General features: G+C 60.8%; 11 protein-coding genes. 3 read left to right on the top strand and 8 right to left on the bottom strand.

The window, feature by feature from the left end; translation table 11 throughout:
- Positions 1–186: 186 nt before the first annotated feature.
- Positions 187–1176: a PAS domain-containing protein gene (locus tag XI09_RS20525; RefSeq protein ID WP_271568448.1), complete on the bottom strand. Its 990-nt coding sequence runs from the start codon at positions 1174–1176 to the stop codon at positions 187–189.
- A gap of 899 nt (positions 1177–2075) precedes the next feature.
- Between XI09_RS20525 and XI09_RS20520 the strand changes: the two genes are divergently transcribed.
- Positions 2076–2420, top strand: coding sequence for a hypothetical protein (locus tag XI09_RS20520; RefSeq protein ID WP_271568447.1), 345 nt, complete (start codon positions 2076–2078; stop codon positions 2418–2420).
- Here the strand turns inward: XI09_RS20520 and XI09_RS20515 are convergent.
- Positions 2383–4098 carry a type I restriction-modification system subunit M gene (locus XI09_RS20515; RefSeq protein WP_271568446.1) on the bottom strand — a complete coding sequence of 572 codons (1716 nt, stop codon included), beginning with the start codon at positions 4096–4098 and terminating at the stop codon, positions 2383–2385. The genes XI09_RS20520 and XI09_RS20515 overlap by 38 nt on opposite strands.
- A gap of 2 nt (positions 4099–4100) precedes the next feature.
- Complete coding sequence (locus tag XI09_RS20510; RefSeq protein WP_271568445.1) at positions 4101–4292, bottom strand: type II toxin-antitoxin system Phd/YefM family antitoxin; 192 nt, start codon at positions 4290–4292, stop codon at positions 4101–4103.
- A 768-nt stretch (positions 4293–5060) separates the two neighbouring features.
- On the opposite strand from XI09_RS20510, the gene XI09_RS20505 reads away from it, so the two are divergent.
- Positions 5061–6326, top strand: coding sequence for a tyrosine-type recombinase/integrase (locus tag XI09_RS20505; protein WP_271568444.1), 1266 nt, complete (start codon positions 5061–5063; stop codon positions 6324–6326).
- Between the two features lie 149 nt (positions 6327–6475).
- Complete coding sequence (locus XI09_RS20500) at positions 6476–6631, top strand: ImmA/IrrE family metallo-endopeptidase (protein ID WP_271568443.1); 156 nt, start codon at positions 6476–6478, stop codon at positions 6629–6631.
- Positions 6632–6836: 205 nt separating this feature from the next.
- Here the strand turns inward: XI09_RS20500 and XI09_RS20495 are convergent, their stop codons facing one another.
- The 5 genes from XI09_RS20495 to XI09_RS20475 are packed head-to-tail and all read right to left on the bottom strand — an operon-like array spanning position 6837 to position 11603.
- Positions 6837–7157, bottom strand: a complete 321-nt coding sequence (locus tag XI09_RS20495) for a 4Fe-4S dicluster domain-containing protein (RefSeq protein ID WP_271568442.1) — start codon at positions 7155–7157, stop codon at positions 6837–6839.
- Positions 7154–8782 (bottom strand): FAD-dependent oxidoreductase, encoded by a 1629-nt coding sequence (locus XI09_RS20490; protein ID WP_271568441.1) that lies wholly within the window; start codon positions 8780–8782, stop codon positions 7154–7156. Before XI09_RS20490 ends, XI09_RS20495 begins: the two co-directional genes overlap by 4 nt.
- Before the next feature lie 43 nt (positions 8783–8825).
- Positions 8826–9701 (bottom strand): ABC transporter permease, encoded by an 876-nt coding sequence (locus XI09_RS20485; protein WP_271568440.1) that lies wholly within the window; start codon positions 9699–9701, stop codon positions 8826–8828.
- On the bottom strand, positions 9694–10560 hold the full coding sequence (locus XI09_RS20480; protein WP_271568439.1) for an ABC transporter ATP-binding protein: 867 nt from the start codon (positions 10558–10560) through the stop codon (positions 9694–9696). Before XI09_RS20480 ends, XI09_RS20485 begins: the two co-directional genes overlap by 8 nt.
- Positions 10557–11603: an ABC transporter substrate-binding protein gene (locus tag XI09_RS20475; RefSeq protein WP_271568438.1), complete on the bottom strand. Its 1047-nt coding sequence runs from the start codon at positions 11601–11603 to the stop codon at positions 10557–10559. The genes XI09_RS20480 and XI09_RS20475 overlap by 4 nt, the downstream gene beginning before the upstream one ends.
- Positions 11604–11618 lie beyond the last annotated feature (15 nt).

Raw genomic sequence — 11618 nt, 5'->3', positions numbered from 1 at the left:
AAATTGATCCCCATTCTCCTCATGCGCGCAAAAATTTCTGCTTCAGCGCCCATTACGAAACTTAGGTCGCGCACTTCGAAAATTTTGAGTCGCCCGGCCGCGGAATGCGCGAGTAACGCAAAAACTGAGTCCCAAGACAGCCCTTCCAAGCCATCTATGGAGCTAGGTTGCGACAACTTGTCTCGATCATTGTCGCGGCCGAACTGCAGGCTTGCCGACAGTCGGGAACAAAAACTCGATTCCCGCATCCGAAAAGACCCGACGAAGGGTTTCCATCGTCTCGTCCGGCATCGGGGGAGCATCATCGTACTCCTCAAGCCGACGGATGATGGCGGACGAAATTCCTGTTCGCGCGGCCAATTGCTTTACAGACCAATTCAGGATGCCGCGGGCCGCGCGCAATTGCGCGCCGGTAAGCCGCGATGTTTCCGGGTGCTGAACGGAGAGCTTTTCCTGATCCAGGTCAATGGAGATACCCATCCATTCCCGGATGCCGCCATCCCCATTGGTGACAGGCACGGCCGTACATCGGTACCACCGATATGTATCGTCGGGCTGTCGCAGTCGATGTTCGATGCTGTATGGACGCCCCGTCTCGACGGACGCCGTCCAGCTTCTCAGGGCCGCCTCGCGCTCCTCTTCATGAAGGAGATCAACCCAGCCTTTGCCATAGAACCGCTGGGCGTCAGGTCTCTTCTCGCCATTCGGTAGCGCCGTGATTCGACCGTCGGAACTACCGATCCACAGTACACCGCCTGCCACCTGAGCCAGAGCGCTGTAGCGCTCGGCGTCAATTGTCAGTGTCTGCAGCAAGCGACGTTGCGCGGTAATGTCGAGCGCGATCCCCAAGACACATTCCGGCTCACCTTCGCTATCCAGCAATACTTCCGTGTGGCAGTGAATCCAGCGTAATGCGCCATTCGGTCGTACGATGCGAAATTCACCGTCGAGTAGCGTCCGCTCTGTCATCAACTCGCTGGGATCGCGATTCGGACCTCGATCGTCCGGATGAATTCTTCGTTGGATTTCCGTATATGACGGCGCAACCGCATGCGGATCCAATCCGAGCAGGCCAAAAAAGCCACGCGACCATTGCATCTGGCCTGCTGCATCACAGCGCCAGACACCTGCTCCCAGCTTTTCTTCAATCAAACGAAGCACATCGGACAGACCCAAATGTGCCTCCAGCTGAAGCAAATTAGCCCCCGTTCTGAAATACAAACATTCAACTCTCAATTGCAGAACAATTCAATAGTGATGCTAGAGTGATGCCCTGGGCATGCGGTCGCCGGCCGGCGGCCAGCTCTCCACGGCGGGAGATTGCCAAGGAGTGGTATGAGCTCCCGCGGCGGAGGAGCAGCCTAGGCGGTCAATTTCGACCACCCCGGTATATCCCGCAATGGGACTTTCAGTGCATGGCGTAGATGCGGCTGGCCAAATGGTCACACGACTTCATCTGATGCGCCGATGCGCGCTCACCTTCACGTTGCACCGAGGACTTGAGGACATTCTCCGCTCGCTAGGGATGGACAGCTGCTGGCGCAGCACAAAGCCGAACGGTGACTTCAGCCGAGAAGTCGATCGACCATAAATTTTCTGATTTTCCGATTTATTCCTGGCAGTACAATGCACGTCGGTATAGATTTCATTTCCGATAATTGTGCTTATCGGAAGTATCTTGCATGCCCCCTCTTCCTGCCATTCGAGAGCCATCCCCTTCAGTCCCTGGGAGGCTTGGCCCAGACCTAGAGGCGGCCATCGGCTACGCGACCGCCGAGAAGGCTCCGGGTACCCGAAGGGCCTATTAGGCTGACCACCGGCTGTTTGTGGCCTGGTGCCAGGCCAAGGGGGTGTCGCCTACCCCTCCGGTAGCCGCCGCGACCGTGGCAGCCTTTCTGGCGGCCGAAGCCGAGGCTGGAAAAAGACCGTCTACCCTAGGCAGGCGCTTGGCTGCCATACGCTACTTCCACAAGCTCGCGGACCTCCCCAGTCCGACAGACGCAGAGGCTGTCAAAGCCACCCTCAGAGGCATTCGGCGCACTCTCGGCACGGCTAAAGTTCGGAAGGCCCCCGCCTTGGCGGAATACATCAAAGCGATGATCGCGGTATCTCCCGATACGCTTCGCGGAAAGCGGGACCGCGCCTTAGTCCTCCTGGGCTTTGCCGGAGCGTTGCGCCGGTCGGAGCTGGTGGGCCTGGATGTCTCGGATATCGAAGAAGTGGAGCTGGGCCTGCTGGTGACCATTCGGCAATCGAAAACAGACCAGGAGGGCAAGGGGTCGACGATTGCCGTGGCGCGCGGCTCGGTCGCTTGCCCGGTGAGAGCGTTGCGCGAATGGCTGCGTGCCGCAGGAATCGAGAATGGCGCGCTATTTCGCCCAATCAGCAAGGCGAATAGGATCGGTCAAGATCGGCTATAGCCTTACGCACTGGGGCGCCGATCTTCATGCCTTCAGCCTTGAGTGCCTTAGCGAGCACTTTCTCAAAACCATCCCGATTGGTGAAAAGCTTTTCGCCCACGTCCAGCAAGGCAACCTCGATCATGTCGCGCTCCTCGTGGGACATTTTCAGATAGACTTTCTCCTTTCTGAGGCGCGCAATACGCTCCGCGCTCGCCTGGAAGTTTAGCCGCAGCGGCCTCTCGATACGGATTTCGCGGTACCCGAAGTCCTCTACGTCGAAAATCTTCGCCACTTCTGACTCGCCACTTTCCCCGTTCAGAAATCCAGCGTAAATGCGCACAATATCTGCGCGGGCCTCGTCGGGTATTTCGCGGCGTTTCTCCCCGAGTGACTTCCGCATAGCCTTCCAGAAACGCCCACCGGATGCGTTGATAAGCTGCACCTTGCCCTGCCGGTTGGCAGGCTTTCGATTGGTTAGAAGCCAGACATAGGTCTGGATACCAGTGTTGTAGAAGAGGTCCATGGGCAACGCGACAATCGCTTCAACCAGGTCGTTTTCCAGCATCCAGCGGCGGATTTCGCTTTCGCCCGAGGCTGCGCTGCCCGTGAAGAGCGGCGAGCCGTTCATCACAATGCCGATGCGCGATCCCGCCTCGTCGTCGCGCATCTTGGAGATCATGTGTTGCAGAAAAAGAAGTTGTCCGTCAGATATGCGGGGCGTACCCGCCCCAAAGCGGCCGTCGAACCCCATGTTTTCTGCCTCGGCCTTGATCGGGTCCTGATACTTCTTCCAGTCTACACCGTAGGGCGGGTTTGAGAGCATGTAGTGGAACCGCCTACCTTTATGGGCGTCCTGCGTCAGTGTGTTGCCGAATGCAATCTGCTCCGGATCGTGGCCGGTCACGAGCATGTCAGATTTGCAGATGCCGAATGACTCGCCGTTCAGTTCCTGTCCAAACAGCTCGACGCGAATCGAGGAGTTGAATTCCTTCAGGGCTTCTTCAGTTAGCGCGAGCATGCCACCGGTGCCGCAGGCGGGGTCATAGACCTGCCGAATAATGCCACGCCCGGTCAACTTTTCGTCGTCATTGGCGATCAGTAGATCAACGATCAGCCTGATGACCTCGCGGGGGGTAAAATGCTCACCGGCTGTCTCGTTGGACATTTCTGAGAAGCGACGGATCAACTCTTCGAAGAGATAACCCATCTCGACGTTGCTCACCCGGTCAGGGTGAAGGTCGATTTGGCAGAACCGCTCAAAAACCGGCCACAGAATTTCGCCGTCCTTCAGGCGTTTGAGCTGGTCGGTTAAGAGGAATTTGTCGAGAAAGATGTCGCGGACGTTGGCCGAAAAACTGGTGATGTAGTCGACGAGATTCGCGTGCAGCTGGCGTGCATCCTGCCCTTTGAGCGTGTCGAAGGTGAAGCGCGAGAGGTTATAGACCTTGACGTTCCCGCCCACGGCACCGAACAGGATCATATCGCGGGTGGCGTCATCCACGCCGTCGGGCAGTGTATCAGCGGCCTTCAGCACGGCTTTTTTGGACGCCTCCAGAAGGCAGTCCAGACGCCGCAGGACCACGAACGGCAGAATGACCTTCCCGTACTCCGACTGCTTGAAATCGCCGCGCAAGATGTCCGCGATCGACCATGCGAACGCGCTTAGACTCTGGATGTTCGCGCTTTGCTTGGCCACTTTTATTCCCCCTGCTTATCTTCTTCCGGCGGTGGGGGACTGGGCTGGAGGCCAGAAAGGCGCTCAAACTCCTCGATGCTGATCATGACCACGACCGGGCGGCCGTGCTTTTCGATCTTCACCGGCTCCTGGCGGGCGGTGTCTATGAGATGACCGAAGCCGTTTTTGGCCTCCGCCGCAGACATAGATTTCATCCCCAGGCTCCGGAATCCCCGATTCGCTCATAATGGCTAAATTGTCCAAAACTAGCAACCGTGAGCTGCCGGTCGGATCACGCACTGCTTCCGTGATCGTGTCCATCACGCCTTAGAATTTGCCACAAACGGGCCACAGACCAAAAAAGACCGCTTTGGATAGTGGCGGATTTCTGCGGGTTACAAAGGACAGAATTTTTGTGGCAAAAGCCGCGTTTTTCCCTTTCATGTCGCGGGAAAATACCTCTAACCCATTGATTAGATTGATGGATCGGATGAAGGGAATCGAACCCTCATAGCCAGCTTGAGAGACTGGTGATGGGCGGCGGCGCGGCTCCGGCCGGAGTTCCCAGTTTTGTTCGCAAGTGGCGCGCCCGGAACAATTCGAACGTCCGACCCTCAGATTCGTAGTTTACGGGTCAATCTGCGCGAAGAGTGACCTGTTCAATTACGAGGTTTTCGAAAAGAGCAGCCTAGCTTCTGGTTCTAGTTGTATAACCCTTTTTGTTACCTCACCCGTTACTTTTCCGGTTGAGCTGCCAACCTTCGAACGACTTAAATTATTGATTTTGCTGGTACAGTTGGGTGGGCTCGAACCACCGACCTCCTGTTCCACAGACACAGCAAGAACTCCGCCGGTGCTACGCCAGTCCAGCCATTTCTACGATAATATCAATATTATCAATGAATAAGGCGGCCGCCTCCCGCCCTACCTGCGCTACAATTGGCGCTATGGTGGTAGCTACGTGGTAGCTACAGAGGTGATCGATGGCTGTTTCGAGTATCACGATCCGCGCAGTGCAAGCCCTTAAGCCGGGCGAGACTATTTGGGACGCAGACCACCGCGAAGCGGTGCGGGGCTTTGGTGTTCGGCGTCAACGCGATCAAGCGACCTACGTTCTCAAGTACCGAGTGTTCGGTCGGCAGCGCTTCGTGACCATCGGTCCTCACGGCGCCCCTTGGACACCAGAGCTTGCACGCAAGGAAGCCAAGCGGCTTTTGGGCTTGGTTGCGAATGGCAAAGACCCGGCGGACGAGAAAGCCAAAGCACGCCTGCGGGCGGCCGACACGCTCCGGACAACCGTGGATCAGTATCTCCGGAACGCCAAACAAAGGCTGAAGCCCCGGACCTATTCGGAAATTGAACGATATCTATTGGTCAGTTGGAAACCCCTGCATCCGGTTTCGGCCTTCCAGATCACCCGCCGTCATATCTCGGCTCGTGTCACTGACATTGCATCGACTCACGGGGCGGTCTCAGCAGCCCGCGCCCGGACAGCCCTGTCCTCAATGTTCAACTGGGCAATACGCGAGGGCCTCGACATTGCTGCGAACCCGGTTCTCGGCACCAATCGACCCGCGCAGCCGGGAAGCCGCGAACGGGTCCTAACGGAGACCGAGCTATCAGTGATCTGGCGGGCCTGTGGCGATGACGATTACGGACGCATCGTGCGTCTGTTGCTGCTCACAGCCCAACGCCGCGATGAAGTAGGCAGTATGCAATGGGCCGAACTTGACACCAGTTCGGGGCTCTGGACGCTGCCAGGCACCCGGACCAAGAACCATCGCGAGCATTTGCTGCCATTGGTTCCCGCCGCTCTGGCCCTACTCCCACCCCGCCGAGATGGTCGAGACTTCCTCTTTGGTGACGGACCCCGACGCAGCGGTGACCCGCATCGCGGGTTCTCCGGCTGGTCAAAGTCGAAGTCGGCGCTTGATGCACGCATTGCGGAAGCCCTGGGTGAATCCCTACCCCATTGGACCGTTCATGACCTTCGCAGATCGGCGTCCACTGTGATGGCCGACCGGCTTGGCGTGCTGCCACACATCGTGGAGGCGATCCTAAACCACGTCAGTGGCCACCGGGCGGGCGTTGCTGGTGTATATAACCGCGCGCGGTACGTGGCCGAGATGCGCGAGGCGCTCGAACGTTGGGCAGAACACATCGCGGCCTTACCCGCGCAAAAGGCGGGGCGTGCTGGCGCCGGCTCTCGTCCGGATTTCTACCACGACGCAGCCGGGTTCCATTCCTAGTTCATTTCCGGTGAACAAGCTGCCGAGGTTCGATCCCGACGAATGCGACAACGACGCCGAGAAGATCGCCGGCCTGCTCCGTCGCTTCTGGAGGTCCCGATGGCCCATCCCAGGACCTCACCGCGCTGGTCGAGGAAGCCGGCAACCTGGTGGCGCATTCCGACCTGGGCGGCTCGACAGTCTCGGGCGTGCGCTTCTCCGTGCCGGGCATGCCGCACATCATCGTGCTCAACCGGCAGCAGCTTGCGGACCGCATGCGATTCACTCTGTGCCACGAACTCGGCCACGTGATCATGCACGGGTAGGTGCGCGCGCAGCCAAGTGAGAAGACGCTCGCGCCGCAGACTTCCGACAGAGCCGCCAGAGAATTTTTCCAACGGAGCCAAAATCCAATCATCGGAGATCAATGGCTTACAGCGAAAAATCCAACTGTAGTCGGCGGCCGAACTGTCAAGGATTAGCGAGATTGGGGGCTGTCGGCGAGGTTCGTCCCACATATCGGTGATCGGGCTAATGACCGAAAAGGAGGAAGCTGCGATCGGCGCTTCCGCGATCTTTTGTGTCGCTCGTCCATCCGACAGCCCGACGATAACTGCCCATCCCATCCGCCTGCTTTAGCTCGACAACATCGACCGGCTGGGTGACATCTGCGAAAGGCGAGACATAGAGCGCATCTTCAGGACAGTAGAGCTCGCAGAGGAAGCACGTCTGGCAGTCGCTCTGTCGGGCAATAACTGGGATTCCAGCGGTCTTGTCGAACACGTTGGTCGGACACACGTTCACGCAGATGTCGCAGGACGTGCAGCGCTCAGCGTCGATGATTTCGATCATTCTGCTGCCTCCGCATGAGCAGTCGCGGCATGTGGGCGGGTCGAGGTCCAGACCTCGTCGAGGCCTCCCGTTGTGACGTAGTGGCGCTGCCGGTGATCCTGATCGGGGAAATCGTCGCGGCGATGCATGCCGCGGCTTTCCTGACGCGCCAGCGCGCTGCGGTACATCCACCGTGCTGTCGCCAGCATCGCCGCGCTTTCGCGTGCGCGCAACAGCTCGACGGTGTCAGCTGCATCCGCTTCGGATGCCTCACGCCATCTGGCGTCAAGACGCGCCAGCGCGCCATCCAACCGGGACGCCTCGCGGAAATAGTTCAGCTCATAGGGAAAGACCTCGTCCTGGACGGCCTTCGTTAGCGCACCAGGTTCGAGCGCGTGCTTGGAGCGGCTACGAAAACCAACCGTTCCCGCCGACGACAGCCCTAGCCCGCTGGTCGTACCGACTTGTCTTGCGTAATCAGCGGCGCCCTGCCCCGCCAGCGTCCCAGACGACATCGCCCAAGCGGCGTTATGGCTGCCGCCGCCGGTGAAACCGCCGCAGATCAGTTCACGCGTGGCGGCATCCCCCGCGGCATAAAGACCCGCCACGCTGGTGGCGCAGGTGTCGTCAATGATGCGAAGACCGCCGGTGCCACGGACGGTGCCTTCCGGCCGCAGGGTCACCGGAAAGCGATCGGTAAACGGGTCGATGCCGGTGCGGTCGAACGGCAGGAAGAAGTTTGGTTGCGAGACGCGCATGTGCCGCTGGACGTCAGCCTCGGCCTTGTCTAGCCTGGCATAGACCGGGCCCTGAAGCAGTGCACGGGCGATTGCCGATCGGCCGCCCTTGGATGCGGCGCCCGGCACAACGTTGCCGTCCTCATAGGTGAACGTCGCCCAGCCATAGAACAGGGTCTTGGTCACCGAGCCGAACGCCGGCGAGATCGCATAAGGGTTGGAAAACTCCATGCTGCTGAACTCGGCCCCTGCCTCGGCAGCCATTAGGTAGCCATCGCCGGTCAACACGTTCGATCCCAGCGTCTTGCTCAGGAACGCGCAGCCACCCGTCGCGATCACGACCGCTTTGGCGCGCACCGTCCAGCGATCCCCTATCTGGCGCCGCAGGCCGCTCGCGCCGGCAACCGCGCCGCCGTCATCCAGCAGCAATTCGAGCGCCGGACTGTGATCGAGAATGGTGACGCCGGCTTGCTTGGACCGCTTGCGCATCAGGCGCATATATTCCGGGCCTTGCAGCGAGTTGCGCTGCGACCTGCCGTGGTCATCGACGGGATAGGGATAGCCCCATTGCGCCAGGCGATTGCTCTGCTGATAGGTGAGATCGAGCGTGCGGGCCATCCAGCGGCGGTCCTGCAGATAACCGCCGAGCTTTTCGCGGCCGGCCATCGCCGCCTCGCGCTGCGCTGGGTCCGGATCGACATACCAGACGCCGGTCCCGGCCGCCGCCGTCGCACCCGATGTGCCGCAAAATCCCTTGTCGGCGAGCACGACGCGGGCGCCGCGCTCAGCCGCGCTCACCGCCGCCCACGTGCCCGCCGGGCCGCCTCCGAGCACCAGCACGTCGGCATCATATTCAAGGGATCCGGGTGGCGCGGACCTGCGCTCGGCGCGCCTGATTGGGCTGGTCATGATTGGGTCCCCTTGTTCGAACGATTGCAATCGATCGCGCGCTTCACGCCGCGACCGGCGCCTTCCAGCGCATGAGACGGCGCTCCAGCGCCTCGAGTACGGCATTGAGCGTCAGGCCGACCACCGTGATGCCGAGAATGCCGAAATACATCTGCGGGATCAGGAAACTGTACTGGCTGTTGATAATGAGATAGCCGAGACCGGCCTTGGCGCCGACCATTTCAGAAGCGACCAGCACCAGCATGGCGGAGGCGCTCGCAAGGCGAATGCCGACGAAGATGGTTGGAAGCGCCGCAGGGAGGATCACCTTTCTGAACAATTGTTGTGGCGTCGCACCCATGGTCCGCGCCGACTTGATCAGCAGCGGATCGACTTGTTTCACCGCGGCGATGGTGTTGAGCAGCAGCGGCCAGGCGCAGCTATAGATCACCATGGTGATCTTCGACGTCTCACCGATACCGAGCAGCAAGATGAACACCGGTAGCAGCGCCAGCGGCGCGGTGTTGCGGCAAATCTCGATGAACTGGTTCAGGAGATTGCCGAGCCGGCCGTACCAACCAACCGCGAGGCCAAGTGGGACGATTAACGTGACCGAGATCACGAACCCGCTGAGCGCGCGCAGCAGGCTCGCCGAGACATCGTCGTAGAGCTCGCCGGCTTGCGCGAGCTGCCAGCCGGCGGCGATCACCTCGGAGAATGGCGGCAGGAATACGGGATCGATCAAGCCCAGCCGCGGGGCCGCCTCCCACACCGACAGCAAAAGGACGAGCAGCAGCGACCGATGCCCGAACGCGGCGAGGCTGCGTATGGCGTTACGAAGCCCGCTGCCGATCCGGGACGGTCCATGCCGGCCACCGGCTATCGACGTCGGGCGCCCATGCGCGAGCTCCAGCAGCGTCAGCGATTCCAGGCTAGACATGGGCGACCTCCTTCACCTCGGATTTGATACGAAGCGCACCAACCGTGCCGCTCAATTGTCCCTGCTGCGCCTTCTGAACCTCGTCGCGGAGCTGACTCCAGATTTCATGCCGCACTTGACCGAACTCCGGCAGCGAGCGCACGTCGTCTGCCTCGTTGCGCAGCGAAGCGGGAATCTCGATGACCTGCTTGATCCGGCCCGGGCGCGACGTCATCACCGCCACGCGCTGGCCGAGCACGACGGCCTCGTCGATGCCGTGGGTGATAAAGACGATGGTCTTGCCAGTGGCACGCCAGATCCGCAACAACTCGCCTTGCAGCGTCTCGCGGGTCTGGGCGTCGAGCGCGGCAAACGGCTCGTCCATCAGCAGGACTTCTGGATCGTAGGCGAGGCTGCGCGCGATCGCGACGCGCTGCTTCATGCCGCCGGAGAGCTCGTGCGGATAACGATTGGCAAAGCCGGACAAGCCGACGAGATCGAGGAAATGCTTTGCGATCTCGCGCCGCCGCCGAGCCTTGAGCCCGGCGATGTCGAGCCCGAACTCGACATTTTCCGCGGCAGTAAGCCAGGGAAACAGCGCATATTGCTGGAACACGATGCCGCGGTCGCGGCCCGCCCCCCTGATCGGCCGTCCGTCGAGTAGGATGCGGCCGCTGGTCGGCGTCGTCAGGCCGCCGAGCAGATCGAGCAAAGTCGATTTCCCGCAGCCGCTCGGGCCGACCAGGGCCAGGAACTCGCCGGCACGAACCTCGAGCGAAATGTCCTCCAGGGCGGTGAAGCGGTCGGCCGGACCGCCCGCCTCGCCGCGCGTCACGAACTCCTTGTGGACGCGCTCAAGGCTGATCTTGACCGCGCTCATTGCGCCTCCGCGGTTTTCCCGGGACGGAAATAGTTGAACGCATTGGTGTAAGTTTCGGATGCGTTGATCTGACCGGGTTTAAGCAGGCCGTCCTTCTCTAGCCATTTGATCCACACCTGGATCTCCGCGTCCGAGATGACGCCGCCCTTGCTCGCAACGCCCGTGCTCTTCCAGTATTTGATCGAGGAGGCATCCTCGTTGCGCTTGCGGTCTGCAATGATCCTGTCAAAGCGTGCGCGCACCTCCTGCGGCGGCATTGTCTGCGCCCACGCGATCGCCCGCGAGATCCCCTCGACCAGCCTGCGCGATGCCTCGGGATTGTCCTTGATGAACTTGTCGCGCAGCACATAGGAACCGCCGGTGAACTGGCCGAACAGGTCCGTGTCATTGAACAGCGAGTGGATGCCGCCACGATCGAGCGCCTTGTCGCGCAGCACACCGCTAAGCGCGCTGACTTCGACCTGCCCCTGGCGGAGCGCCTGCTCGCCGCTCACCGGCGGGATCGCCACCAGGGTTACCTGCTTGGCCTCGCTCGCGGAGAGGCCGTTGCGGGCTAGATATTCCCGCAGCACGAACTCCAGATGCGCGCCCAGCGTATTGACGGCGACCTTCTTGCCGATCAGGTCGCGCGCTGTCTTGATCGGACTGTCGTCCTTCACGTAGTAGCCGTAATAGGTGTTGGCATCCGAGCCGTAGTAGCCAACTACGGCCTTGATGGGCGCACGTGCGGCGATCAGCTTGAGGATCGCGCCGTAGAAGGCGCCGCCGATGTCGATATCGCCGGTCACGACGGTCTGGATGTCCTGCGGCCCGCTGATGGTGTTGCCGACCCATTTCAGCCTCAGCGGCGCGAGATAGCCGAGATCGTCGGCGAGCTCGATAAACGTGACCTGCCCGGCCCAGCCCTGGTAGCGGATCTCGGTCTTCTCAAGCGGGGGCTCCGCGAAGGCCGGAGTTGCCAGACCGAGCGCTAAGGCGCCCGCGAGCAGCAGCCCCCGCACGGCCCGACGCCGCGCGGCAGAAAATCGAAACAGAGAGTTCATTGCACAAATCCTGGC

The organism is Bradyrhizobium sp. CCBAU 11386 (assembly GCF_028128955.1).
Taxonomy (GTDB): Bacteria; Pseudomonadota; Alphaproteobacteria; order Rhizobiales; family Xanthobacteraceae; genus Bradyrhizobium.
This window is presented reverse-complemented; position numbering and strand designations above follow the sequence as displayed.

What these genes read in the sequence shown, in the direction of transcription:
- XI09_RS20510 (WP_271568445.1), bottom strand. Translation starts at nt 4,292, where the DNA reads ATGAAATCTATGTCTGCGGCGGAGGCCAAAAACGGCTTCGGTCATCTC.
- XI09_RS20505 (WP_271568444.1), top strand. Translation starts at nt 5,061, where the DNA reads ATGGCTGTTTCGAGTATCACGATCCGCGCAGTGCAAGCCCTTAAGCCG.
- XI09_RS20495 (WP_271568442.1), bottom strand. Translation starts at nt 7,157, where the DNA reads ATGATCGAAATCATCGACGCTGAGCGCTGCACGTCCTGCGACATCTGC.
- XI09_RS20490 (WP_271568441.1), bottom strand. Translation starts at nt 8,782, where the DNA reads ATGACCAGCCCAATCAGGCGCGCCGAGCGCAGGTCCGCGCCACCCGGA.
- XI09_RS20485 (WP_271568440.1), bottom strand. Translation starts at nt 9,701, where the DNA reads ATGTCTAGCCTGGAATCGCTGACGCTGCTGGAGCTCGCGCATGGGCGC.
- XI09_RS20480 (WP_271568439.1), bottom strand. Translation starts at nt 10,560, where the DNA reads ATGAGCGCGGTCAAGATCAGCCTTGAGCGCGTCCACAAGGAGTTCGTG.
- XI09_RS20475 (WP_271568438.1), bottom strand. Translation starts at nt 11,603, where the DNA reads ATGAACTCTCTGTTTCGATTTTCTGCCGCGCGGCGTCGGGCCGTGCGG.